The 25,455-nt window shown below is 56.1% G+C and carries 27 protein-coding genes and 1 tRNA gene; 15 read left to right on the top strand and 13 right to left on the bottom strand.

The features are described 5' to 3' along the window. Positions 1-341 precede the first annotated feature (341 nt). From NP603_RS06845 to NP603_RS06830, 4 genes are all read right to left on the bottom strand, one after another. Positions 342-1,571: a pyrophosphate--fructose-6-phosphate 1-phosphotransferase gene (locus NP603_RS06845; RefSeq protein ID WP_256610169.1), complete on the bottom strand. Its 1,230-nt coding sequence runs from the start codon at positions 1,569-1,571 to the stop codon at positions 342-344. Positions 1,572-1,612: 41 nt separating this feature from the next. Continuing rightward, positions 1,613-2,014, bottom strand: coding sequence for a hypothetical protein (locus tag NP603_RS06840; protein WP_256610168.1), 402 nt, complete (start codon positions 2,012-2,014; stop codon positions 1,613-1,615). A 102-nt stretch (positions 2,015-2,116) separates the two neighbouring features. Then, on the bottom strand, positions 2,117-2,893 hold the full coding sequence (locus tag NP603_RS06835) for an alpha/beta fold hydrolase (RefSeq protein WP_256610167.1): 777 nt from the start codon (positions 2,891-2,893) through the stop codon (positions 2,117-2,119). 2 nt (positions 2,894-2,895) lie between these two features. Then, positions 2,896-3,618, bottom strand: a complete 723-nt coding sequence (locus tag NP603_RS06830; protein WP_256610166.1) for a DUF445 domain-containing protein — start codon at positions 3,616-3,618, stop codon at positions 2,896-2,898. A gap of 203 nt (positions 3,619-3,821) precedes the next feature. Between NP603_RS06830 and NP603_RS06825 the strand changes: the two genes are divergently transcribed. After that, the gene (locus tag NP603_RS06825; RefSeq protein WP_256610165.1) at positions 3,822-5,345 is read left to right on the top strand and encodes a B12-binding domain-containing radical SAM protein; all 1,524 of its coding nucleotides are present in this window, start codon (positions 3,822-3,824) and stop codon (positions 5,343-5,345) included. Here NP603_RS06825 and NP603_RS06820 read toward each other — a convergent pair. Further along, a complete protein-coding gene (locus NP603_RS06820) occupies positions 5,321-6,157 on the bottom strand; it encodes an SDR family oxidoreductase (RefSeq protein ID WP_256610164.1) in 837 nt (278 codons plus the stop codon). The two genes, NP603_RS06825 and NP603_RS06820, sit on opposite strands and share 25 nt — an antisense overlap. Positions 6,158-6,276: 119 nt before the next feature. Further along, positions 6,277-6,783: a hypothetical protein gene (locus NP603_RS06815; RefSeq protein WP_256610163.1), complete on the bottom strand. Its 507-nt coding sequence runs from the start codon at positions 6,781-6,783 to the stop codon at positions 6,277-6,279. Between the two features lie 753 nt (positions 6,784-7,536). Between NP603_RS06815 and NP603_RS06810 the strand changes: the two genes are divergently transcribed. Beyond that, entirely contained in the window at positions 7,537-8,184 is a 648-nt protein-coding gene (locus NP603_RS06810) for a hypothetical protein (RefSeq protein ID WP_256610162.1), read from the top strand. Between the two features lie 111 nt (positions 8,185-8,295). Here the strand turns inward: NP603_RS06810 and NP603_RS06805 are convergent. The 5 genes from NP603_RS06805 to flgA all read right to left on the bottom strand — a co-directional run bounded on the left by NP603_RS06805 (position 8,296) and on the right by flgA (position 10,790). After that, positions 8,296-8,372 (bottom strand) — tRNA-Arg (locus NP603_RS06805). Between the two features lie 40 nt (positions 8,373-8,412). Then, positions 8,413-9,192 (bottom strand): flagellar brake protein, encoded by a 780-nt coding sequence (locus tag NP603_RS06800; RefSeq protein ID WP_256610161.1) that lies wholly within the window; start codon positions 9,190-9,192, stop codon positions 8,413-8,415. A 34-nt stretch (positions 9,193-9,226) separates the two neighbouring features. Next, the gene (locus NP603_RS06795; RefSeq protein ID WP_256610160.1) at positions 9,227-9,721 is read right to left on the bottom strand and encodes a flagella synthesis protein FlgN; all 495 of its coding nucleotides are present in this window, start codon (positions 9,719-9,721) and stop codon (positions 9,227-9,229) included. Positions 9,722-9,725: 4 nt separating this feature from the next. Further along, positions 9,726-10,031 carry a flagellar biosynthesis anti-sigma factor FlgM gene (flgM, locus tag NP603_RS06790; RefSeq protein ID WP_256610159.1) on the bottom strand — a complete coding sequence of 102 codons (306 nt, stop codon included), beginning with the start codon at positions 10,029-10,031 and terminating at the stop codon, positions 9,726-9,728. A 69-nt stretch (positions 10,032-10,100) separates the two neighbouring features. Next, a complete protein-coding gene (flgA, locus tag NP603_RS06785; protein WP_256610158.1) occupies positions 10,101-10,790 on the bottom strand; it encodes a flagellar basal body P-ring formation chaperone FlgA in 690 nt (229 codons plus the stop codon). Positions 10,791-10,906: 116 nt separating this feature from the next. On the opposite strand from flgA, the gene NP603_RS06780 reads away from it, so the two are divergent. The 13 genes from NP603_RS06780 (at position 10,907) to flgL (ending at position 22,896) form a co-directional block, all read left to right on the top strand. Further along, entirely contained in the window at positions 10,907-11,839 is a 933-nt protein-coding gene (locus NP603_RS06780) for a chemotaxis protein CheV (protein WP_256610157.1), read from the top strand. A 27-nt stretch (positions 11,840-11,866) separates the two neighbouring features. Then, positions 11,867-12,733 carry a CheR family methyltransferase gene (locus NP603_RS06775; RefSeq protein ID WP_256610156.1) on the top strand — a complete coding sequence of 289 codons (867 nt, stop codon included), beginning with the start codon at positions 11,867-11,869 and terminating at the stop codon, positions 12,731-12,733. Between the two features lie 175 nt (positions 12,734-12,908). Continuing rightward, complete coding sequence (flgB, locus tag NP603_RS06770) at positions 12,909-13,304, top strand: flagellar basal body rod protein FlgB (RefSeq protein WP_256610155.1); 396 nt, start codon at positions 12,909-12,911, stop codon at positions 13,302-13,304. 2 nt (positions 13,305-13,306) lie between these two features. Then, a complete protein-coding gene (gene flgC / locus NP603_RS06765) occupies positions 13,307-13,723 on the top strand; it encodes a flagellar basal body rod protein FlgC (protein ID WP_256610154.1) in 417 nt (138 codons plus the stop codon). An 8-nt stretch (positions 13,724-13,731) separates the two neighbouring features. Beyond that, on the top strand, positions 13,732-14,412 hold the full coding sequence (locus NP603_RS06760; RefSeq protein ID WP_256610153.1) for a flagellar hook assembly protein FlgD: 681 nt from the start codon (positions 13,732-13,734) through the stop codon (positions 14,410-14,412). Between the two features lie 10 nt (positions 14,413-14,422). Further along, complete coding sequence (flgE, locus tag NP603_RS06755) at positions 14,423-15,748, top strand: flagellar hook protein FlgE (protein ID WP_256610152.1); 1,326 nt, start codon at positions 14,423-14,425, stop codon at positions 15,746-15,748. A 16-nt stretch (positions 15,749-15,764) separates the two neighbouring features. Continuing rightward, positions 15,765-16,508, top strand: a complete 744-nt coding sequence (gene flgF, locus NP603_RS06750) for a flagellar basal-body rod protein FlgF (RefSeq protein ID WP_256610151.1) — start codon at positions 15,765-15,767, stop codon at positions 16,506-16,508. 51 nt (positions 16,509-16,559) lie between these two features. After that, positions 16,560-17,348 carry a flagellar basal-body rod protein FlgG gene (gene flgG / locus NP603_RS06745; protein ID WP_140912471.1) on the top strand — a complete coding sequence of 263 codons (789 nt, stop codon included), beginning with the start codon at positions 16,560-16,562 and terminating at the stop codon, positions 17,346-17,348. A gap of 15 nt (positions 17,349-17,363) precedes the next feature. Beyond that, positions 17,364-18,077, top strand: a complete 714-nt coding sequence (gene flgH, locus NP603_RS06740; protein ID WP_256610150.1) for a flagellar basal body L-ring protein FlgH — start codon at positions 17,364-17,366, stop codon at positions 18,075-18,077. Between the two features lie 23 nt (positions 18,078-18,100). Then, positions 18,101-19,186 (top strand): flagellar basal body P-ring protein FlgI, encoded by a 1,086-nt coding sequence (locus NP603_RS06735; RefSeq protein ID WP_256610149.1) that lies wholly within the window; start codon positions 18,101-18,103, stop codon positions 19,184-19,186. 44 nt (positions 19,187-19,230) lie between these two features. Continuing rightward, on the top strand, positions 19,231-20,289 hold the full coding sequence (gene flgJ / locus NP603_RS06730) for a flagellar assembly peptidoglycan hydrolase FlgJ (protein WP_256610148.1): 1,059 nt from the start codon (positions 19,231-19,233) through the stop codon (positions 20,287-20,289). A gap of 9 nt (positions 20,290-20,298) precedes the next feature. Beyond that, the gene (gene flgK, locus NP603_RS06725; protein ID WP_256610147.1) at positions 20,299-21,978 is read left to right on the top strand and encodes a flagellar hook-associated protein FlgK; all 1,680 of its coding nucleotides are present in this window, start codon (positions 20,299-20,301) and stop codon (positions 21,976-21,978) included. A 9-nt stretch (positions 21,979-21,987) separates the two neighbouring features. Beyond that, entirely contained in the window at positions 21,988-22,896 is a 909-nt protein-coding gene (flgL, locus tag NP603_RS06720) for a flagellar hook-associated protein FlgL (protein ID WP_256610146.1), read from the top strand. 27 nt (positions 22,897-22,923) lie between these two features. On the opposite strand, the gene NP603_RS06715 is transcribed toward flgL, so the two are convergent. Together NP603_RS06715 and NP603_RS06710 are read right to left on the bottom strand one after the other, a co-directional pair. Further along, complete coding sequence (locus NP603_RS06715) at positions 22,924-24,000, bottom strand: hypothetical protein (protein WP_256610145.1); 1,077 nt, start codon at positions 23,998-24,000, stop codon at positions 22,924-22,926. Next, positions 23,975-25,390, bottom strand: a complete 1,416-nt coding sequence (locus tag NP603_RS06710) for an MBOAT family O-acyltransferase (RefSeq protein WP_256610144.1) — start codon at positions 25,388-25,390, stop codon at positions 23,975-23,977. The genes NP603_RS06715 and NP603_RS06710 overlap by 26 nt, the downstream gene beginning before the upstream one ends. Between the last annotated feature and the right edge of the window lie 65 nt (positions 25,391-25,455).

The following is a 25,455-nucleotide window of genomic DNA, read 5'->3' as shown; positions in this document are numbered from 1 at the left end:
CATCAACTTGGCAGTTTACCGGAACGGGAACAACTTGCCGCCGAATTCGGGGTACAGCCGAAATTAGAAAATATCGAGCGGGAGAAAGAAATACGAGTAATTACCCAAGGTTTGATACGTTGGGCAAAAGGCATCGGCAAACGGGTCGTTTGTTGGCAACGCCGGCAACCGATTTCCCGGTATTGCCAAACCGTTGGTTGGCGGAGAGCGCCCACGACTGGCATGATTGCGCCTGCCGACCGATATACCTTGGTGATTACCCGAGGGCGCCGAGCCTGGGGCCGGCTCGCAGAAACCGGAGTTCCGGCCCTCGGGTATTGGATGATTTCGTCTACGCCCTGTTAGTGGCTGACGTCGACTTTGCCGCCTTTAGGTTGGCCGATCTCGCCCAACATTTTGTTGAACCAGTCGGTATCGATATTGAACGGTTTGCCGCCTTTGATGCGCGGGAATTCGATCGCCCGCAACACGTTGCCGTTGTCTTCGTCGTGGCCGATCACGCCGGATTCACGGCGGAACGCGCATTCGACCGCCAAGTCGGCGCAGGATTTGATCAAACGCATGTCGTCGACGTTGGACGCGGCGGCACGGGCAAAGTAACCGGATTTTTGCACCAGAGTTTTTTCGGCGCCGACCATTTGCGAGAATTGCTCGCCGAACCACTTGCCGGGATTGACCGCATCCAGTTTGATGTGGCCGAAGGCGTCGCGCGGCACTTCCTGGCCCTTGGCCTGCATTTCGGCGACGATGGACTCGACGCCGGCACCTTCGGAAACGAAGATGTTGACGCAGTCGACTTTGTCCATCACCTCGCGCAGACGCTTGGCTTCGGCTTCCAGATCGATCGCCATTTCCGGGACAAAGACGGCGTGGACTTCATAAGATTCGCGGCTCAGTCCCAATTCCGGCAGCCACTCGGCTTTATCCAGCAGTTTGCGGTATTCCTGGGCGGTGGCGGCGGTCAACCAGCCGCAGTTGCGGCCCATGACTTCGTGAACGATCAGCATGCGCGGGTTGGCGTTGTTCTCGGCCACCACGTTCATGAAGTAGCGCGCACCTTGCTCGGCAGCGGTCCAGGCTCCCAGCGATTGTTTGATCGGGAATACGTCGTTGTCGACGGTTTTCGGCAAACCGATTACGGTCAGGCCGTAGTCGTTTCTGGCCAGAAACGCCGCCAGATCGGCCGCGGCGGTATTGGTGTCGTCGCCGCCGATGGTGTGCAAAATGTCGACGCCATCTTTGACCAGTTGGTCGGCAGCGACTTTTTGCGGATCTTCGCCTTCTTTAACCAGACCGCGTTTGACGCAGTCTTTGACGTTGGTCAGTTTGACCCGGCTGTTGCCGATGACCGAACCGCCAAAACGTTGCAGCAAACCGGCTTTTTGACGCACTTCCGCGGTGACCGGGTATGAATCTCCCAGCAACAGGCCTTTGTAGCCGCCCCGGTAGCAGATGATTTCGATGCTCGGATCGATTTCCGTGTAACGTTCAATCAAGCTGCCGATGGCAGAGTTCAGACATGGCGCCAAACCGCCGGCGGTAAGAATTGCGACTTTTTTTGGTTTACTCATGAGCGTGTCGAATAAAAAGTTAAGAAAAGGGATGGCTAGAGTTATGCGCCATCGGCGCTGGAGCCGCCTCTGCGCCGGCGCTGCCCGCCTTTGCTGCGCAGTGCCGACCGAAATGGCGCAAGCCGCGCGATTCTAACACAAGCTTTTCGTTTCTCGGCCATCGAACTGAAATCGCTCAGCTCGCCCAATTTATGAGGCTGGGCAACGAATACTACGCTTCGCCAATCCGGCGCCGCCTCTGCCGGAATCAGCACCGAATAGGTGACGGGTTCCGGGTCGATGGTGGTGACGCTGATCTTGGTAAATTCGCCTTCACTGCTTAACGATAACGACAAATAATCGCTAAGCGCCGCCTCCGCTTGCGACGCGAGAAAATCGTCCAGCGAAAGCGCAAGCCGGTGGTTTTTTCGATTCGGCGACTGCCGACAGGGATGGTTGGACATATCAGTACTCCGCAATGCTCTCACCTCAAGGCAGCGCGGATGATAGCCGTTATGCAGAGCGCGACTAGTGTACCAAGGTTCTAAACCTTAAAAATCAAACTGTTAGCACTTATCCAACAACCAATGTTCCACCAGCCGGCAGAATGCCTCGGGCGCTTCGACATACAGCCAGTGCCCGGTATCCGGGATTATTTCGATCCTGGCGGCGGGAAATGCTTGGTACACGGCCTGCTCGTCGATGTATTTCGAGCGCTCGCCGCCGATAAACAAGGCCGGCCTGGCGAACGTGGCGGTATCGGCGTCGGGAAAACCGACGATATGGTGGGCGTTGCGCCGCATGATATCCAGGTCGATCCGCCAGTAGTACTGGCCGTCCTTTAGCAACAGGTTTTGCAGCAAGAACTGGCGGTAAGCCAAATCCGGAATCGCCTCGGCCAGGGCTTCCTCCGCTTGTTTGCGATTGCCGATATTCTCTACCGGCAAGCTGCCCAGCGCGTCGATCAACGCATCGAAGCTGTGTTGGTAACTGACCGGAGCAATGTCGGCAACGATCAGGTTGGCAACGCGCTGGGGATGCTGCAAAGCCAACCACATCACCGCCTTGCCGCCCATGCTGTGACCGAGCAAATCGGCGGCGGCGATGCCGTGCCGATCCATAAAGGCGATCAAATCGCCGGCCATGCTCGGGTAGTCCAGATTCTCGGCTGGCGGCGAACTGCCGTGGTTGCGCATATCCAGCACATAAACATGGCGATTGGCGGCCAGGCGCTTGGCGACGCTGCGCCAATTGCGCGCCGCCGCCAAGAAGCCGTGGACGATGATCAGCGGAGTCCCGACCGGTTCGCCGTGGCTTTCGTAAACCAATTCGACGCTGGCCATGCTCAGGCAAATCCGAACAATGCGCCCAGCAGGCCGCCGAATACTCCGCCCCAAACCACCAGCCAGCCCAGATGCTTTTTGATGATGGATTGCACCATTTCTTTCACCAGCTGCGGTGTCAATTCGCCTAGGCGTTTGTCGATCACCGCTTCGATTTTGCCGGTCAGGTCTTCGCCGATTTTATGCGCGTTGAGGCCGTTTTGCAGCGCTGCCTTGAACGTATCCGAATCGACCATCTCCCGCAGCGTGTGCTGCATTTTTTCGCAAAACGGTTCCTTCAGCGGCAGCAAGGCCTGCTCGCCGCCCATCATCAGCAACATCCCGCCGAACGACGACGCCATAATCGAACTGACCAGGCCTTCGTAAACCTTGTCGTAGTCGACCGCACCCAGGAGCGGTTCCACATTCAGAATCCGGCCGCCCTGCCGTTCTTCGGTTTCGATGAATTGCTCGATATTTTCCACGGTGAAAAATTGCTCCATCATCAAGGCCTTGATCGAGGCTTTAAACTCCTCGAACCGGGCGGGAATAATGCCGGAACCGTACAAAAACGGCACTTTCTCGAACAGCATGTGGATTGCCAGCCAGTTGGTAATGGCGCCGGAAAACGCGAAGAACCCGATGGCCTTCAAGGTCTCGGCGTAGAAAGGGCTGAGGTAGCCGGCACCTATAATCAACAATGAGATGAAATTGGTTAAAAAACTTTGATTCAGTAATTTTTTCATGACGATACAAACTGGGTTCTAATTCGGGACATTGTCCTGGAAGCATTTTATCAGGCCGGCTGCGCCGCCGCCCCGCTCTAAATGGCAGCTTATTCGCCTTATTTCAAGCCACCTGCCGATAGCCGGTTACGGTTTATCGCACGTAACAATCGATGCTATGCTCGCATCCCGCCCCAGCCACAGGCCAGTAAACTCGACCGAACATGTCCGATATCGTCATCACCACGCTGAATGCCCGTTACATCCACAGCGCGTTCGGCTTGCGCTACCTTTACGCCAACATGGGCGAACTCCAGCGGCGCACGGTATTACTCGAATTCGGCATTCAGCAACGCCCGCTGGAAATCGTCGAAAAATTGCTGGCGCGGCAGCCGCGAATTATCGGGTTTGGCGTCTACATCTGGAATGTGGCGGAAGTCGGCGCGATTGCGGCGATTTTGAAGCAAGTCGCACCGCAGATCGTTTTGGTAGTGGGCGGCCCGGAAGTCAGCCATCCGCCCGACTTACCGGCCTGGGCGGAGTTGGCGGATTACATCGTCACCGGCTACGGCGAAGTCAGTTTCCCGGACTTATGCCGCCAACTGCTGACCGGCAAAGAGCCACCGGCCAAAATCATCGCCGGCCAAACCGTGGCCTTGCAAAACCTGGCATCGCCCTACCCTTATTACAGCGATACCGATATCCGCCAGCGCATCGTTTATGTCGAGGCCTCGCGCGGTTGCCCGTTCAAATGCGAGTTCTGCCTGTCCTCGCTCGACCTGACCGCGAAGCCGTTTGCACTGGAAGCTTTTTTAACCAGCATGGCTGAATTGCATCGCCGCGGCGCCCGCAATTTTAAATTCATCGACCGCACCTTCAACCTGAAGACCGATACCAGCGTGGCGATTTTGGAGTTTTTTCTGGAACGTTTGAGCAGCGACCTATACTTGCACTTCGAAGTCATCCCGGACAATCTACCGGAGCGTTTGCAGGCGGCAATTGTCCGTTTTCCGCCAGGGGTGTTGCAATTCGAAATCGGCGTACAAAGTTTCGATCCGGCCGTGCAACAGTTAATCAGCCGCAGGCAGGATAACGAGAAAACCAAAGCCAATCTGGCTTGGCTCCGGCAGCATTCACACGCCCACATTCACGCCGATCTGATCGCCGGCCTGCCCGGCGACACACTGGCAAATTTCGGTAACAGCTTCGACGCGTTGGTGGCCTTGCAGCCGCAAGAAATCCAGGTCGGTATCCTGAAACGGCTGCGCGGCGCGCCGATCAACCGCCACACTCGAGCGTTCGATTTACGCTACGATCCGAATCCGCCTTACGCCTTGCTCAGCAGCAGCACATTCAGTTTCGCCGAGATGCAACGTATCGGCCGCTTTGCCCGCTTCTGGGATTTGGTCGGCAACTCCGGCCGCTTCGCCCATACCTTGCCGCTGATTTTAGGCGACCGGCCGTTTGCCCGGTTCATGCAGTTCAGCGAATACCTTTACGCGCTGAGCGGCAGCACTTGGCAAATAGCGTTGAAGCGTTTGTTCGAACTGACCTACCAGGTGATGATTGGACCTATGCAGCTAGATCGAACTAGCGCGCTGGCTTGCCTGTACGAAGACTTCAGGCTCAACGGCGAGAAGGGTGTACCCAACTTTCTCGCCGCCGCAACAGCGCCGTCGACGGCGAAAGCCGTCGCTGCCAACAAACGGCAAAAGCAGTCGGTTCATGTGGAATACGGCGGCAGATAACCGTCCTTGTAACTCGGATAGAGCCAGCGATAGCCCAGGGCATTGAGTCGGGCATTATTGCAGCGCTTGTTTTGCTGCGCGCCTGTCGCCGGCGGTAAAGCCTGCGGCGGCGGATAGCCGAATTGCGCCGCGATCCAGGTCATGACGTCCCACAACGGCGCAGGATCGTTGTCGCTGGCCAGATAACACGGGTCCAGTTTGGTTCCATCCAGCATTTTGCCAATCAGAAACAACAGCACCGCGACGCAATCGTCCTGATGAATGCGATTGGTGTAGTTGGGCGGATCGCGCTGGATCGCCTCCCCGGCGGCGGCTCGCCTCAACAGCCAGTCGCGGCCGGGGCCGTAAATGCCGGAAAACCTGACCACGCAATTACGCTCTCCGGCCTGCCACAAGCGCTGCTCGGCTTTTACCAGCCACTCTGCGGTCGCGCTGGCCGGTTGCGTCGGACTGGCTTCGTCGACCCATTCCCCGCCGTTTTGGCCGTAAACGCTGGTGGAAGAAACCATAAGAAAGGGTGGTGTCGCACCGGCAAAATGATTCAAGACAGTGTTCAAACCGGTTTGGTAGAGCGCTTGATACTGTTCAGCGTGCCGACCGGACGCCGACAACACAAGCACCACGAGGTCGTATTCCGTGGGAAGTGAAGCCAAGGAGCTTGGTTGCAGGATATCGTCCAGAACCAGAGAAAAAGGAGCCGGAACGGCCAACGGCGTGCGTTTTAGCGCGGTCACGCAATGGCCGTCGCAGCTCAATGCCGCGGCCAAGCGGTAACCGATATTGCCGCACCCAATCACCAAAATGTTTGCCACGGGCGTAACCTGTCGAGTTAAAGCCAGGATTATCGCCGATATCGCACAAAATCAGGAAAGCGAAGGTGCCGCCGAAAAAAATACCGGATCAAACATTCGATGCTTGATCCGGCGAGAAATCAAGCTATCAGATTAGATTTATTGCGCCCTACATACAGGAAACCCAGCAACGCACTGGTCATAAGCCAGATCGAGGCAGGCAGAGGTACACCAGACACCGGGTCTTGGTTTGCGGCCGGTTTGATGTCGAAGCCGTAGAGCAGACTTAGCGTGTTGACAAAGCCCGGTTTAGCGAAACTCAGTAAGTAAGTATTCCCTACCAGATTGTAGTTTGCATTTTCTCCGACCCAGCCGCTACTAGTCAGCAAGCCCAGTTTAAACGGGCTTGAAGTCGCATAGCTGCCCACACCGGAAAAACTGTATAGTAACGAAGTACTATCCAGAACGGTGGCGGTCGCCGAGAAAATACCCAATGTGTCCCCACTAGGGAACGGCGACGAGAAACTGACGGACAAGAAATTGCTGTCCCCATCCGCCGATTCCCAAATTATGCCAGCCGAGCTTGCAGTGGAAACTGCAAACAGGCAAACGGCAAGCCAAAGCCTTAAAAATGAAATCATTTTCATCGATTTTCTCCGTACATTAACGTTAACAAACGGCCGTCCTCGGCCAACTTACTCCAGATCCCCCGCCCTTAGCGCTGCACGGAAGCGGGTTCACACAGAGTTCTTACGGCTAGGCGGTAACAACCCGCCCCGGCGGCCTCGGCACCTAAATGCGCCCGAAGTGCCGCCCGGCTAAACCGTCGCCAAGCCTAACAGCCAAAATAACCCGACAACACACATACCACTCCCGGCCCTTGCATCCAGCGCCATTTCAAAATCAAATTTCCAGTGCCGGACGCCTCCACAAGCGCGTATTGCCCCTGATCCGCCGTCCCGTCCTATCCCTCGAACAGCTTGCTCAGACAATCCACTACAAAAACCATGGACAAGATTCTATCCCTATTCGCCGGCCCGTTGATTAGTATCAAATTAAGATTCGATTAAAGTTCATAGGCTTATAAATCCCCTATGACTTGCCGTGTATAATTTTGCGCAGACAAAAGATCAGGTAGGCCAACGGGCCATTGCGCCAACAGCGCTAAACGCTCAAGATGGCGAGCGAAGAACAATCGCGCGCGACTGGCAAACATCCCCAGCGTTACGTAGCGATCTGCAATTTGATGTCGACCATCCAGTTACTTGATCGGCCTTGTTGACGCTGAAAGCGAGCCGTCTGTTATTTACCGCTTCTATGGCGACTGTACTTTTGTCTGATGTCGACTGAATAATTGTTCAGTAACCTTCGCGCAGGCTTATTTTTCACGGGATTCGAATATGAAACAAAACAAAACAGCTTATCTACTGACGGCTTGCCTGGCATTGGCCAGCGCGAGCTATTTGCCTCAGGCCTCAGCTTCTACCGTGCTAACGCCGGCTTCGGCGACCGTGATCGACAACACCGTAAGCGCCGGTATTTTCGAAAATATCTACGACTTTGTGATTGACAATGTTTACAACGCCTACAACCTGTCCGGCGCAGTGAGCTTTCAAACCGTTCAAACTATAGTGAGCCAAACTGAAGATTTCAGCACCCCATTCGTCACCAGCACCACCGGCATTTCCAATGCCACCGTGGAACTGCTCGATTCCACTTCGGCGGTTATTGCTACCGGCTCTCTGACCTCTTTCTCGGTGGCGTCGACCCCGGTTCTGGTTACATTGCCTTTCCCGAACACAACACCGTTTTACCAGGAATTGCTGACCACTTTTAACTTGATTTCGTTGAACAACATTCCGGTATTAGGGGCGGGCAATTACCAACTAGCGATAAAAGGCCTGTCAAACGGCGGCACCTATACCGGCAGCTTGAGCGTATCCCCGATCATCCCTACCGCAGTGCCGCTACCGACCGCGACTTGGTTATTCCTTTCCGGCTTAGTTGGCGTCTTGGGCCTGAAACGCAGAAAATCTCTGGCGGCGTAACCAAACCCACGCAGGATCAGATCGAAAGCCGGCGCAGTGCCGGCTTTTTTATTTTCGGCGAAACTCGGCGCGACTGAGCGCGGAGAGAAAAAAACCAAAAGAATTATTGCGTGGCGTCCCGGATACGATTCGAACGTACGACCTGTCCCTTAGGAGGGGACCGCTCTATCCTACTGAGCTACCGGGACTGAGTGAATAAACCGGGCGAATTTTAACACAGCAAGCGCATCAGGCTTTCTGTTTTCGAATTTCGACCCGTTCCAGAGACGTGATGAAATAAGATAGCTTGGACTGGCTTCTCGCCGACAATCCCTCGAAAAAACCGCCGATTTGCACTTTCGGTGAGGTTGCTGAAACCGGTTTGACGAAGCGCACGGCAAAATCGAAATCCATTACGTAGTCGTCGAAATTGATTTGGCAATTCTTGATTACGTCGCCGCGTTGCACGCGAGCCCTGTTGACGGGTACGCTGACGCCGGCCCCGCCTCTGGACAGGTCGAACAAATACCCCCCGATCGATATCCCGGTGCGTTGTACGACGCCGCTGAACGGTATGTCGATGGCGCTGATTTCCAGCCTCGGCGAACGCCGGCGCTGCGGATAAAACACCCGATCCGGCAGCGGCGCTTTGTAGTAATTGATGCCTCTGGAATGGCCGATCTCGATGTTCGCCAAGTTAAAAGATAAATGGATGCCTTTGTGAAAGGTCGACAGCTTCAGAGCCCGCGAGCGGAGCAACAAGTCGTTGCCGTGTTTGGGCATCAATTCGTCCAGAATGATGGAATTTTTGTCTAACTTGACACTCAAGATCGACGAACTGAAATCCTCTGCAAAACCTTCGATTTGAATGCTGCACAGTGGCGAGCTGTTCTCGATTTCTCCGAGCAACCGGGCGATTTTATCCGGATCGGTGATGAAGTTGGGATTTTCAAACGCCAATAAATCGTCATCGACTTCAGGCGTCGGTACGCTGGCTTTGGAAAAAAAATGCTTCAGCTTGCTCAGCATCTCAAGCGGTCCGTAAACTAATTCGGCGCTCAGTCTACACCGAAATTAAGGTATGCGAAAACAGCTCGTTTCGGGTCACGCCGTCCGGTCCGTAGGTGGCCGCCAGCGGAGATTTGCCGCGCAATATTTGTAAAGACCGCTGGGTGTGCCGACTCAACAGAGCGATACTCGCGCCGTTTTGTTCGTTAAGCGCGCGGCAGTTTTCCGATATTTTGGCCAGACCGGTCCAACTAGACCAGACGCCTTCGACATGTAGCCCGGCGGCGCCGGCTTTGGCAAGATATTTTTTGATGCCGTCGCTTCCGACGGTTAGTTGTTCGGTCGCTAAGACTTGACCCAGTTGCTTGGTAAATTGCTCGAGCTGAGCCACTAGGTCTCTTTTGCTGGCTGCGATAGAGGCTATCGCTTCCGGGTCGATTTTCTGTTTGAGCTTATCGGATTCGACCGTTAACAACTCGAATAAACTCTGCGCCGCCTTTAACGCGTTGGCGAGCAATTTTTCGGTAATGGGATATGTTTTTTCTATCATATAGTCATGTACTGTCGGGCAACTGTTTATCGAATTGCAGCATCTTTTCAGCCACGCGCTCAGCGTTGACTTGATAACTGCCTGCCTGGATCGCCGCTTTTATCGCGGCCACTCGGTCTTCGTTAACCACTGACGCTGAAGCGCCGGCGGCCGAGGCGGTTTTTATATCCTGGGCGGTGGCGGTGATCTCGACAGTATCGGAAACGACACTGCTCTCGATTCGTTGTTTGAGCTCGGCCGCGTCTTTAACCCCTGGTTTTGCGGGTATTGAAGTCGTAACAGGCTTGCCGGTGATTGATTCGATAGCCATGGCGAAATTCCCAAGTGAGTTTTATCTGAAGCATTTAGCGGCATCATAGTAAATTCCTTTAGCGCCAATTTAAAAATTAACCGAAACTTGACCGGCGTTCACCACGACGGCTTGAATCACACGATTGGAAGACAGGTTCCGCACGCTGATTTTCTGCCCTTTCGCGCCGTCACTCATCGCCGCGCCGATCGCGCTGATCACGACTCCCGCCTTACTGGATTCTATACTCACCCGTTCGCCGCGGCGGACTACGGTCGGATCGGTGATATGCTGCCGATTTAACACGCTACCTGCCGGAATATTCCGCGCGGCCTGCTTGTTCACCGCCTCGTTGACATCGGTGATATAGCCCTGCGGCAACAGGCCGGCATCGCGCGTCTCCACGTTCAAGTGCTCGTGGCGAATGATGTCGTTTCGCAGCATCGACTTGTTCAACACCAAAACGTCCTTAAAGGATTTGAGCAACACCGTACTGTAAATCGTCCAACCTTTCTCGCCGTAACAGCGGACACCGACGGTATTGCGGCCGGGCTTAATTTCCCCGGTTTGCGCAAACACTTGCAGCGCTTGCTCGCAGTTCGGTAATTGCAGGCGGGGATCGGGCGGCGCCAGGTTGATTTCGTATTTCCCCCCAGCTTCTAGCGTGGACATGACAAACTGGTTGATCGAGTCCTGGATCTGCTGAGCGGACTGGAATGTGCCGCCCCACGCCAGCTGCGACGCCAACATCAAAATTCCGGGTACTGTTCGCTTATTCATATTCAATCGCCATTTTTTTGACTTGCCTTAAGCTTTCTGCATAAAACGTACCAGCAAATTTCAAGTAAACGAAAGTAATGCCGCTATAATTGACCGAACGTTATTCAGGGGGTTATATGGCCGGAGTCTTAGACGGGGTAGATCAACGAACCAAATTGGCAGGGCATAACCGATTCGAACTGCTTTTGTTCAAATTGGTCAGCCGCCAGCGCTTCGGAATCAATGTGTTCAAAGTCCAGGAAGTCATTCAATGCCCCCCGCTGACCCAAATCCCCAATTCGCACTCAGTGATTTGCGGCGTGGCCCATTTGCGCGGCAAAACCATACCGGTGCTGGACCTCTCCATGGCAATCGGCATGCGCCCACTGCAACGGGATGCCGGTTGTTACGTCATCGTCACCGAATACAACCGTTCCATCCAGGGTTTTCTGGTCGGCTCGGTGGACAGGATCATCAATATCGGCTGGGAACAAGTCAAAGCCCCTCCCACCGGCACCGGTAAGGAAAGCTATCTGACTGCGGTAACCGAAATAGAAGGCGAACTGATCGAAGTCATCGACGTCGAAAAAGTCATGAAAGAGGTAATCGGCGGTCGCGAAGAGGCTTCGGCGGAAACCATAGATCAAAACGTGATGAGCCAAAACGATCATATTCTGGTCGTTGACGATTCTTCGGTCGCCAGAAACCAGGTGAAACGGGTTTGCGAACAAATCGGCATCGAGTGCACCTTGCTGAAAGACGGACAGGAAGCTTGGGACCATTTGTGCGGATTGGTTGCGGAAGGCACCAAAATCGAACAACGCTACTCAATGATCATTTCCGACGTAGAAATGCCTCGGATGGATGGATATACGCTGGCAACCAAAATCAAATCCGATCCGAACATGAAACACATTTACCTGATCCTGCATACCTCGTTGAGCGGTGTATTCAATACCGCGATGGTGCAAAAAGTCGGCGCAAACGAGTTTTTAGCCAAGTTCGACCCGGACTCGCTGATGCAGTCCATCCAAAAGCAACTGAGAACCAGCCACGCCGGACACGCCTGATCAAGGCCACGCGGATTTGTACCCCCCATGTTGAATTCGGCCGGCACCGACAGCTACTTGGGCGTCTCCGGTAACCTTTCTCCGGCCGACTACCAAGCCATCCAATTATTCCTCAGCCAAAATTGCGGCATCGAGTTGGGCGACAGCAAGCAATATCTGGTAAAAAGCCGGTTGCAACCATTACTGACCAAATTCGAAATGAGCGGCTTTACCGATCTGGCCGCGGCCCTGCATTCCAACGCGTTCTCGGCACAAAGACTGAAAAGCGCCGTGATCGACGCGATGACCACCAACGAAACCTTCTGGTTTCGCGACGAACGCCAGTTTACCGAATTGCGCGACAAAGTATTGCCCCAGGTGCTGGCGCAAAAAAACGGCAGCATCCGCATTTGGTCCGCCGCCTGCTCTTCGGGCCAGGAGCCTTACTCCATCAGCATCTGCGCCCTGGACGCCTTGCGTGCCAGCGGTAAAAACCGGGCGCTGCAAATTATCGGCACCGACATCTCCGAAGCAATTCTCGAGGAGGCCAAGCGTGCTTGCTATTCCGACGCAGCATTGTCGCGCGGCATAGACGAAGCCGCCAAAGCCAAATATTTCCAGAAGAGTTACGACGGCTATCAGTTAAACGAAGAAGTCACGCGCCAAGTCCGGTTTCAGCAATTCAATTTGTTGAAATCCTTCACCGCCCTGGGCCGATTCGATATCATTTTTTGCCGCAACGTGCTGATTTACTTTTCCGACGCCATCAAGCGCGACATCTTGACAAGAATGGCCGACAGCCTGGAACCGGGCGGCTATCTTTTTCTAAGCAGCACCGAAGCGATGCCTTCCGGCATAGGTGCTTACGAAATGGTCCGCTCCGGACTCACCAACTACTTCAGAAAACCCATCTGACGCCGCCGATTTCTTGACGGATTCGGCAACCGGCAAGTTTTTGCCGCCCGCCGCCCAACACCGATTTTTGACGCAAAAACCCACGCCCTTCACTAACAACACTTTGAAAGTTCAATAAACTTTTATTTAGGCACGATTGCTGCTGTTACCTTAAAAAAACAGTAAGGTGGCAATCATGTCAATTAACTTCGACAACGCTTTGGGCATACACCCGCAAGCCCTGGCACTTCGCGAGAAACGCGGGGAAATCCTGGCTTCCAATCTGGCCAATGCCGACACGCCCGACTACAAGGCGCGCGATCTGGACTTCAAAGCCGTATTTCAACAAACCCTGGCCGACCGAGGCGGCGAATTGAAACGCAGCCAGAGCGGACACTTGGCCGGCCAACATCACGTCCTCGGTGCGGACCTGTTATACCGCAATCCGCAACATGCTTCGCTGGACGGCAATACCGTGGAAACCCACATCGAACAGGCCAAATACGCCGAAAACGCCGTGCAATACGAAGCCAGCCTGCGCTTCATCAACGACGATTTTATGGGCTTGATGACCGCCATCAAAGGAGAATGACCATGACTTCCTTACGCATATTCGATGTCGCCGGCAGCGGCATGAACGCCGAGAACCTGCGCCTGAACCTGGTGGCGAGCAATATTTCCAACGCCAACAGCGTCAGCAGCAGTATCGATCAGGTCTACAAGTCACGGCAGCCGGTATTTGCCGCCGAACTAAAAAACATCATGGACAAGAACAACACCGCCAGCGGCGTCAACGTACTGGGCGTCGTCGAAAACCAGGCACCGCCGATCATGGAATACAACCCTAACCACCCTATGGCGGACGCCACCGGTTATATCTACAAACCCAACGTCAACACCGTAGAGGAAATGGCCAACATGATGTCGGCATCGCGTTCCTACCAAAACAACGTCGAGGTGCTGAACACCGCGAAAAATCTGATTTTGCAAACCCTGAAAATGGGTCGCTGAGGTGAACCATGAGCACGAGCGCTATCGACACATTTAACAGCCTGGGCCTGGCCACGACCGGCACCACGTCGGCCGCCCCCCAAAAACAGACATTGGGCCAGGATCAGTTTCTGAAGCTGCTGACCACGCAGATGACTCACCAGGATCCTTTGAAACCGATGGATAACGGCGAATTCCTGGGCCAGATGGCTCAATTCAGCACCGTGTCCGGCATCCAGGATCTGCAGGCCTCATTCAAGGAATTCGCCGGTTCGATCAGCTCCAATCAGGCGCTGCAAGCCTCGGGCTTGGTAGGCCGCTACGTGTCCGCGCCAAGCGAGAAAGCCTTACTCGGCGCCGGCGGCAGCGTGTCCGGCGATTTCGAGATGCCCGCCAGTTCGAGCAACGTCGGCGTAAAAATCATCGATCCGGAAACCGGCGCAACCATCCGCGAAATCGACCTCGGCGCCGAATCCGCCGGCACGACCCGATTCGAGTGGGACGGCAAGGACGGCGCCGGCAACCTGGCGGATCCCGGGGTCTACAAAATACAGGCTTATGCCTACCTGGACGGCAAAAACACAGTGCTGCCGACCAATATTAAGTCTTTGGTTAAAAGCGTAACCATGGCCAACGGCAACACCGCTATGCAAGTCAACCTGGACGGCTTGGGACCGGTAAAATTCAGCCAAATCAAACAGATACTGTAGGAGAACCGACATGCCATTTACCACAGCACTTAGCGGCCTGAATGCCGCATCCAACAATCTGGCCGTGACCGGCAACAACATCGCCAACGCCAATACCGTCGGCTTCAAAAAATCGCGTTCCGAATTCGCCGACGTCTATGCCGCCAGCCTAGGCGGCGTCAGCAGCATCACTCCCGGCGCCGGCGTCAAAGTGGCCAACGTCGCCCAGCAATTCAACCAGGGCAACTTGCAATTCACCGACAACAACCTGGATTTGGCGATCAGCGGCGAAGGTTTCTTCACATTGGCGAAAAGCCCGACCGAAACCAACGATCTATCTTACACTCGGGCCGGCGAATTCAAACTGAATAAAGAAGGCTATCTGGTCAACAACCAAGGCAAGGCTCTGCTGGTCTACCGACCCAACACCACCAAGGTCGAAGACGGCTTCAGTACCGGCGTCACCACCCCGGTGCAGATCAACACTCTGACCGGCTTGCCGTCGGCGACCGATACCGTGAACATGCAATTGAACCTGGACGCCCAGGACGACTTCACACCCAGCACGCTGCCATTCGACCCGGCAGATAGCAATACCTACAACTCGCAGACCTCGACCACCGTCTACGATACCTTGGGCTCGCCGCATATTTTGACCACCTATTTCGTCAAACTCGACCCGGCTACCGCTCCGGCAACCGGAACGTCGGAATGGTTGGTCTACCACTACATGAGCGAACCGGCCACACCCAACACCCGGACTGCAGTACCGGTAACCTCCGGACCCTTGGGCGGCACTACGCCTGAATCGGCCAAACTCACCTTCGACTCCGGCGGCAAATTGATCGATCCGTTGGACGGTAAATTCGGATTATCGAGTTACGTGATAACCCCGCCCACCGGCGCGGCCGACATCGAAATCGACACCATGAACTTTTTCGGCACCACCCAAGTACAGCAGAAATTCAGCGTCAACGGCATGACGCAGAACGGCTTGCCGGCCGGGCGTCTGACCGGTATCGACATCGACGACGAAGGCGTGATATTTGCCCGCTTCAGCAACGGCGGCTCGCAAACCATGGGTAAGGTGGCTTTGACCCGTTTCGCCAACAATAACGGCCTGGCGAAACTGGGCGACACGGCTTGGGGCCAAAGCGCCAACTCCGGCGAACCGATTCCGGGCCAAGCCGGCGCCAACAATTTCGGTGCGATTCAAGCCGGAGCCTTGGAAAGCTCCAACGTCGATTTATCGGCGCAGCTGGTGAACCTGATCGTCGCGCAGCAAGCCTACCAGGCCAACGCCCAGACCATCACTACCGAAAACAGCATCATGCAAACCATCTTGCAGATTCGTTAATTAAAGGAGGCCACTCATGGACCGTAGCCTTTACATTGCGATGAACGGCGCCAAACAAACGCTGATGGCGCAATCGGCGAACGCCAATAATCTGGCAAACGCCCAGACCACCGGCTTCAAGTCCGACTTCGAGCAATTCCGGGCCATGCCCAGCTTCGGTCCGGGTTACCCGTCGCGGGTTTATTCGATGGCGGAACGCCCCGGCACCGATCTGTCGAACGGTTCGATCTACCATACCGGCCGCGAACTGGATGTCGCAGTAGAAGGCCAAGGCTGGATTGCCGTCACCGGCAAGGATGGCAAAGAGGCCTACACCCGGGCCGGCGACTTGCGGCTGACGCCGGAAGGCCTGCTGCAAACCGGCGCCGGCCTGTCGGTGCTGGGCGAAGCCGGCCAACCGATCGCAGTACCGCCCGCGCAGAAGGTGGAAATCGGCAAGGACGGCACGATCAGCATCGTGCCGCAAGGCGTCAATGCCACCAACACCGTGCTGGTGGACCGGATCAAACTGGTCAGCGCCGACCCGGCCAACCTGGAAAAACTGGAAGACGGCCTGATGCATCCTAAGCAAGGCGGCGTGCTGCCGGCCGACGCCAACGTCACCCTGGTGCAAGGCTCGCTGGAGTCCAGCAACGTCAACGCCATGGCAGCCATGGTGGAGATGATCGAGCTGTCCAGAAGCTTCGACATGCAATCCAAGGTCATGAAAGATATAGACGAAAACGCCGCGGCCGCCGCCAAGCTAATGCAAGTGGCATAAAACCTGCTTGACTCCTGATAAGACAAAAAATCGTCAGATCAGGAGGCTGTCATGACAGAACGAGCATTATGGGTCGCAAAGTCCGGATTGGACGCCCAACAAACCCGTATGGCGGTTATTTCCAATAACCTGGCCAACGTCAATACCACCGGCTTCAAGAAAGCCAGACCGATATTCGCCGACCTGATGTACCAAAACGTACGCCAGGCCGGCGCCCAATCCACCCAGAACACCCAGTTACCGACCGGCCTCCAGCTGGGCACCGGCGTGCGGACCGTCGCCACCGAGAAAATCCATACCCAAGGCAATATTTTGCAGACCGGCAATTCGCTGGACATTGCCATTAGCGGCCGCGGCTTCATCCAGATTCTGCAGCCCAACGGCGACATCAATTACACCCGCGACGGTTCGTTCAAGATGGACTCCACCGGCCAGTTGGTGACCTCCAACGGCATGCTGCTGGAACCGGCCATCACCATCCCGCAGGACGCCCTCAGCATTACCATCGGCCAGGACGGCACGGTTTCCGTGACCCAGCCCGGCGCCGCCGCGGCCAACCAGATCGGCCAGATCCAGATCGCCGATTTCGTCAATACCGCCGGCCTGGAACCGATCGGCGACAACCTGTTCCGGGAAACGGTGGCCAGTGGCGCGCCGATCATCGGCAATCCCGGCGAGAACGAATTGGGCCAGATGATTCAGGGCTCGCTGGAGACTTCCAACGTCAACGTTGTCGAAGAGCTGGTGAATATGATCGAAACCCAGCGCGCATACGAAATGAACTCGAAAGCCATCTCCACGACCGACCAGATGCTGTCCTTCGTCACGCAACAACTCTAATTCAGGACCAAGGCCATGAATAAGCTCATACATTTCCAGCGGCAAGCCGGCGGCAAATTTTTGCTGCTAGCGGCAATACTCTCGATTCTGGCCGGTTGCGACACGCTGCCGAAACGCGACCCGGACTTCGCCCCGGTACAACCCGCCGACCTGCGGCCGCCGCAACAAAACAATGGCGCCATCTACCAGGCCGGTTATGACATGCGCTTGTTCGAAGACCATGCCGCACGCCGGGTCGGCGATGTTTTGACCGTCACCTTCGACGAGAATACCAACGCCACCAAACAGGCCAACTCCAAAGCCAGCAAAAACAGCGATATCCAGGCCAGCGGCAGCGCGCCGACCATCTTCGGTTTGGCCAGTTCCGCCCTGCTCGGCCACGATTTGGCGACTTCGCTGGATTACAGCATGGACCGTTCGACAGAGGGCAAAGGCGACTCCCGGCAAAGCAACCGCCTGACCGGCGGCATCAGTGTCACTGTGGTCGACTTGTTGCCCAACGGCAATCTACGGGTGCGCGGCGAGAAACGGGTGACTCTGAACGACGGCAGCGAATACATTCGTCTGTCCGGCATTGTCAGGCCGATCGACATCAACGTCGCCAACACCATCCCGTCCAGCAAAGTGGCCGACGCCACCATCATGTACACCGGCGACGGCGCCTTGGCCGACAGCAGTAAACCCGGCTGGATCACCCGAATTTTGTCCAGCCCGATCTTCCCGTTCTGACCCGGCCGCCCAGGAGAAACGCCATGAAACGCTTAATTTTTCTGCTTCTGCTGCTCGGCACCGGCCAGGTCCAGGCCGAACGCATCAAAGACATCGCCTCCATCTCCGGCGTTCGTACCAACCAACTGGTCGGCTACGGTCTGGTGACCGGTCTGGACAAGACCGGCGACAAAACCAAGTTTACCGGGCAGAGCCTGCGCAGCATGATGGGCAGACTCGGCATGACCTTGCCGCCGGATATCGACCCGAAATCGAAAAACGTGGCGCTGGTCAGCATTCACGCCGATCTGCCCGCGTTTGCCAAACCCGGCCAAAAAATCGACGTCACCGTATCGTCAATGGGCGACGCCAAAAGCCTGCGCGGCGGCTCCTTGTTGATGAGTCCGCTGCGCGGCGCCGACGGCAACGTCTACGCCATGGCGCAAGGCAATCTGGTAGTGGGCGGCCTCAGCGCCGGTGGCCAGGACGGCTCGAAGGTCACGGTCAACAATCCGCTGGTCGGCCGGGTACCGAGTGGGGCGACGGTGGAACGCATCGTACCGACCTCGTTCGACCAAAGCCCGGACATGGTTTTCAACCTGAACACGGCCGACTTTACCACCGCCCAACGCATGGCCGATTCGATCAACAAAACCCTGGGCGCCGATACCGCGCAAGCCATAGACGCCACCTCGGTCAGCGTTCGCGCTCCGGTCAATCCTGCGCAACGGGTCGGCTTCGCCTCGGTGATTGAGAACATCGAACTGGCGCCGGACGATGCGCCGGCGAAAGTGATCGTCAACTCGCGCACCGGTACCGTCATCATCAACAGCAAGGTGCGGGTACAGCCGGCCGCAGTATCGCACGGCAGCTTGACCGTGACGATCAGCGAGAACCCGCAAGTCAGCCAGCCTAACCCGTTGTCCGGCGGCAGCACGGTGGTGACTCCGCAATCGAACGTCGAGGTCAAGGAAGATAAGAACCACATGTTCGTGTTTAATCCCGGCGTATCGTTGGATGAAATCGTACAGGCGGTCAATGGTGTCGGCGCCGGCCCCAGCGATTTGGTGGCCATTCTGGAAGCTCTGAGATCGGCCGGCGCGCTGCGCGCCGAATTGATTGTGATTTAACGCTAACCGGTACGTTGATTTAAACCGGTTTGGGGGGATTCGTTATGTTGAACGTAGACAGCGCCTCGGTATACACCGACTTCAATAGTCTGGCGAAACTGAAACAAAGCGCCCGCGAGCAATCGCCCGCCGCCATCAAGGAAGTGGCCAAGCAATTCGAATCGCTGTTTCTGAGCATGATGATGAAGAGCATGCGCGAAGCGAAACTGGCGGACGGCATTCTGGACAGCCAGCAAAGCCAGTTTTACCGCGACATGTACGACCAGCAAATGGCCATGCAGCTGGCCGGCAAACCGGGCATCGGCTTCGCGGATTTGATCGCCAAACAATTGTCGCCCAAAGCCGCGGAAGAAGACGAAAAAGACCCGAAACTGGCCACGAACGAAGTGCTGAACCGGGCCGCCGGCACCGGTAGCGCATCGCAACCCGACCACCACCAGACTATTGCCGGCAACGGCGCAAGCGACGGCGAACCGCTGGAAAGCTCCGGCCTTAACAGCCTGGAACGCAGCTTGGCCATGCTGGAACGCAGCCAGAACGCGATGGCCGGCCAATGGCAAAACCTGGAAAACGAACTGCAAGCCGCAGCCGGCGCCGGCGTCGGCAGCGAAACCCTGTCAAGCAAAGAAGAATTCGTTAGCCAATTACGGCCGCACGCGCTGGAGGCCGCACGCGCCCTTGGCGTCGACCCGAATCTGCTGCTGGCGCAAGCGGCGCTGGAAACCGGCTGGGGCCAAGCCGTGATCAAAAACGGCCACGGCGAGAACAGTTTCAATTTATTCAACATCAAAGCCGACAAATCCTGGCAAGGCAAACAAGCCAAAGCCTTGACGCTGGAGTTCGACGGCACCAGCGCCAGAAAGGAAATGGCCGGCTTCCGCGCCTATGGCTCGTACAAACAAAGCTTCGACGATTACGTGAATTTCATCAAGAACAACCCGCGCTACAGCGAGGCTTTGAAAAAAGCCGGCAACGCCGGCCAATACATCCGCGAGCTGCAGCAGGCCGGTTACGCGACCGATCCGCGCTACGCCGAAAAAGTGATGAGCATCTACCACAACCAAAGCGCCGCCGAAGCGGCGGCTCTGCGCGACGCAGGCTAGGAGGCGATCATGTCGATGGGCATTTTGGGTACCGCACTTTCCGGCTTGACTGCGTTCCAACGTTCGCTGGAAACCACCAGCAACAACATCGCCAATGCCAATACCGACGGCTACAGCCGGCAACGGGTAGAACTGGCCACGCGGCCGGAACAATTCAATGGCGCCGGTTACATGGGTAACGGCGTGGAAGTGGCCAACATCACCCGCAGTTACGACCAATTCATTACCAACCAGGTCCGCACCAGCGCCGCCACGTTTAACGACGTCAACAGTTTCTATAAATTGTCCGCCCAAATCGACAACATCACCGCCGACAACGCCACCGGTCTGGCCCCGGCCTTGAAGAGCTTTTTCAACGCGGTGGACGACGTGTCCAACGATCCGACTTCGATCGCCGCGCGGCAAGTGATGCTGACCCAGGCCGAGTCGCTGACCCAGCAGTTCAACACCATGAACGAACGCTTCGGCAACCTGCGGACTCAAGTCAACAACAACTTGGCCAGCGCTGTCGACGAGGTCAACGGTTACGCCAAATCGATTGCGGAACTCAACGTCAAAATCGTCGCCGACATCGGCCGCTCCACCGGTAAACAATTGCCCAACCAACTGCTGGACCAGCGCGACCAGCTACTGACCAAAATCGCCGAGAAAGTTGACGTCAGTTATGTCGCTCAAAGCGACGGCTCGATCAATGTATTTATCGGCAAAGGCCAATCGCTGGTACTGGGCAACTATGCCGCCGAACTTTCGTTGCAAGGCGATGCGCTGAATGCGGACCAAAAACAATTGGTATTGAACGGCCAGGATATTTCCAACCAAATTTCCGGTGGCAGCATCTACGGCAACCTGCGCTTCCGCGACCAGGTTCTCGACCCGGCGCAACAGCAGTTGGGCTTGCTGGCAACCGGAATCGCCACCGAATTCAACAACATTCACCGTAACGGCTACGATCTGAGCGGCCCGCCCTCCGCCACCGGCGTGGATTTCTTCGATCTCGGTACGCCGAGCGTGCAAGTCAAAGGACCGCCGGGCAATAACGCCGGCGCCGTCGCCAGCTTCGTCGCCCCGACCTCGGCAACCACTTTGGGCGCGTCTTACAAGCTCGAAGTGATCAGCACCGGACCCGATGTGTTTACGCTGACCAATCTGAGCGACAACAGCGTGTATACCCCGCTGAGCGCCTCCGATTTGAGCGATCCGGCACCGGCGGTAGCGGCGGCCAACGGCTTCAACATCAGCTTCAGCGGCACGTTGACGATCGGTAACAGTTTTACCATCAGCCCCAATTTCAACGCTGCCGCGAACATCAAATTGAACAGCGCGATCACCAACCCCAAACAAATTGCCGCGGCCAGCGCCGCCGATTTGCCGGGCGACAACAGCAACGCGTTGAAACTGGCCGAGCTGGAAACCAAAACCGGCATGCTGGGCGGTAGAGCCAGTTTTACCCAAGTCTACGGTCAATTGGTCGCCGATGTCGGCTCGCAAACCCATGCCGCATCGGTCAGCCGCGACGCCCAGGACACGTTGCTGAAACAAGCCACCAGCGCCAAGGAAAATATTTCCGGGGTGAATTTGGACGAGGAAGCCGCCAATTTGATCAAATTTCAAAATTCGTATCAGGCGGCCGCTAAAGCGGTATCGGTGGCCAACGCCATGTTCGATACCCTGATCGGGGCCTTTCGTTAGGAGATTATCATGCGTATTTCAACTTCCTGGAACCATCAGCTTGGTCTGAACGCGATGCTGGACCAGCAATCCAAGCTGCACGATACCCAACTGAAGCTGTCCTCCGGCAAAAAATACCTGAATCCGGCCGAAAACGCCGTGGCGGCGACCAGCCTGATCGATTTCGAGCAGAACATCAAAGAAAACCAACAGTATCAGGCCAACATCGGTGCGGCGCGGCAACGGCTGGACCTGGAAGAGTCGAATCTGGCAAATGCGACCGACGTGTTGCACCGGATTCGCGAGCTGACGGTGCAGGCGTTGAACGATGCCAATACCCAGACCAACCGCCAACAAATCGCGATGGAAATCGACGAGATGAACAAACAATTGCTCAGCATCGCCAACACCAAAAACGCGAATGGCGAATATTTGTTTTCCGGCTACGCCAGCGACCGCCCGGCCTTCACCGATACCCCGGACTACGCCTATCTGGGCGACGCCAACCAACGCAAGATCGCGATCGGCCCGAACCGGGTCGTTACCGACGGCGATCCGGGCGAGGCGGTATTCGGCGCAATCCAGTTGGCACCACTGAGCGCCGGGTCGATCGACAACGTATTGCAAGCGGTCGCTCAGTTATCCAGCGATTTGAAGGCCAACACGCCGAATAAAAATTCGCTGGACGACCTCGACCGGGCGCTAGCCCGCTTCGATAACGTTCGTGCTTCGGCCGGCGCCCGCCTGAACGCGTTGGACGACCAGGAAAATCTGAATGCCGACTATATCCTGGACAATAAAGCCACGGCCTCGGACATCGGCGATTTGGATTACGCCGAAGCCTTGAGCAAATTCAACCAGCAACAGATCTCGCTGCAAGCCGCGCAGCATGCGTTCACCAAGGTGCAAAACCTGTCGCTGTTCAATTACATTTCCTAGGCTCCGGACTGCCGGCGTCCGCCGCGGCTAGTCGAAGAATGCGGAGGCCTTCAGCCTCGCCACCAGACGGCGGGTGAATTCGGCTTTATCGCGCCGGTCCAGATGCGCGCCATCCGGCAACTCGAAAGCAAATTCCGGATAGTCCCAGCAATTAACGGCAAGCGCCGGACTATTCGCCGAGAATACGTCCCAGCCGCTTGCTCTGGGATAACGGTATTCCTCTATCGTTCTGACCAAGGCCGTTGACGGAAAATTGATAAAGGCCAGTTGGCCGCCTTTGTTCTGGATTTGCCGACTCAGGCCATGGGTGTAGGCAAACTGGTCCGCGGAAAATTGCGACGGCGCCGACTGCCTGAGTTTCTGGCCGACGGCATGCTCGAACTTTTCCCGGGTATCAATCCCGGCCATGTCAACCGGCTGGCCCAAACTACGCAACACCCGGTTGATATAGAAAGCCGGCTGTTGCACCAATTCATAATCGGCGTCGCGTTCGCGGTTAGCGTAGGTCGTCAAATAAAACGGCCGGATCATGCCGGGTGACGTCAGACGCTCGAACAACACCTGCGGCGGAATGCCGCCGCCGTATAACGCCAATTGCTGTTGAACCTGGCTTTTCAACAAGGTTTCCAATTTGGCCGATACCAGATCCTTGTATTTGCGGTGATAAAACTCCACCCATTCTTCGGCCCGGTCGCGCGGCCGGCTTGCGGCCAGTTTCCAAACGTCGCCGGACACCAACAGCTTGCCGGTGATTGCCGGATCCTGCGCCATATCGGCCAGCACCGGCAAAAACTCCGATCCGTCTATCGCCAATTGCACCGGCGTCAGCCCGGTCTCTACCGCCAGCACGTCCAGATCCATGCCCAACTGCATCCGCGAGTCGCCCACCAAAATCAAGGCCTGCTTACCGAGCAAAGCCGCTTTACCGCGTTGCGCCGCCCATAGCTCTTTGCTGTCCTGCACCGTCGGCCGAAAGCCGATTTGCCGCAGCCGGAGTTCGACCACAGCCAATAACAAAACGGCCACCAGCAAGCCGAAGCCAAATGCGCGCTTGACCGCCGGGTTCGGCAACCTATCGCTAGAATTGGAAATAAATGAAGGCACGGCTGTCACCGTTGGAAAATAACACGACGGAAATTGTCAAGCCGGCGATCAGCGAGCCGCGGACCATGGGCGTAAAACGCTCGAAGATTTGTTCCAACCGAATTTCGCGGGCAAGAATATGCCACAGCAGCATGACCGACACGATGCCGGCCACTACGATGCGGCTGGACTGGGCCAGGACGGCGGCGGCGCCATCGCTACGGACCAATGCGGCCGCCATCGCCACCAAGTCTTCGAAGCCCTGAGCCCGGAACGGAACCCAGGTTAACGACACCAACAAAAATGTCGCCAACATCAGCCCCAGCTTGGCGACAGAACTTTCGGGGCGAAAGCCTGAGGCGTGCTTCAAGCCGTGTTCCGCTGCCAAAAACGTGCCGTGAACGATACCCCACAGGGCAAAGGTCCAGGCGGCACCGTGCCACAGGCCGCCGAGAATCATGACCAGCAGTAAATTAACAACGGTTCGCAGCGGGCGGACGCGGTTACCGCCCAGGCTGAAGTAGAGGTAATCCCGCAGCCAGCTCGATAGCGAAATATGCCAGCGCCGCCAGAAATCGGAAAAGCCCAAGGCTCCGTAAGGGCAATGGAAATTGTCAGGCAGGCTGAAGCCCAAAGTCATCGCCGCACCGATGGCGCACAGCGAGTAGCCGGCAAAATCGAAAAAGATCTGCCCGGAAAAGGCCAACACCGCCAACCACGCATCCGCCGCGCCGAAGGCTGCGGGATTGGCATAGACTTGGTCCACTACCGGCGCCAAGCCGACATCGGCCAATATGGCTTTGGCAAACACGCCGAACAAAAACAAGGTCAAGCCCCAGACGAACTGGTCGGCATCGGTTTGCCGTGGGGTCTTGCATTGCGGTAAAAATTGCGGTGCCCTGACGATGGGGCCGGCCACCAGTTGCGGAAAAAAAGTCACGAACAAGGAAAAGTCGAGCAAGCTGGTTTCCGCGGCAATTTTGCGTTGGTAAACGTCCAAGGTGTAGGACAGGCTTTGAAAGGTATAAAACGAAATGCCGATCGGCAGTACGATGCCTAAAGGTTGCGGTTGGTAGCCTATTCCGAACCACGCCAGAATTTCGGCAGCGCTTTGATTCAGGAAATCGGCATATTTGAAAAAACCCAGAAACCCCAGATTGACCAGCAGGCTTACCGCCAATAACGCCTTACGCCGCGGCTGATTTTTGGCCGCGCCGATCATTTTGCCAAGACAAAAGTCGACGTTGGTCGAAATCCACAGCAACACGACAAACGGCGGGTTCCAGGCCGCATAAAACAAGTAACTCGCGATCAAAAGCATCAATTTGCGGCCGCGCCAATCCCGGATCGAGTAATACAAGGCCAGAACGACCAGCCAAAAAATCAGAAATAAAAACGAGTCGAATTGCATAAAGACGTTGCTGGCCGAGGCCGGAACGGACGGCCGCCGAAAAAGTTTCGGCTAAGCGTAGTCCA

Source organism: Methylomonas aurea (assembly GCF_024505045.1).
In the GTDB taxonomy this organism is placed as follows: domain Bacteria; phylum Pseudomonadota; class Gammaproteobacteria; order Methylococcales; family Methylomonadaceae; genus Methylomonas; species Methylomonas aurea.
The sequence above is the reverse complement of the archived record's forward strand: the minus strand, read 5'-3'. Positions and strand labels throughout refer to the sequence as shown.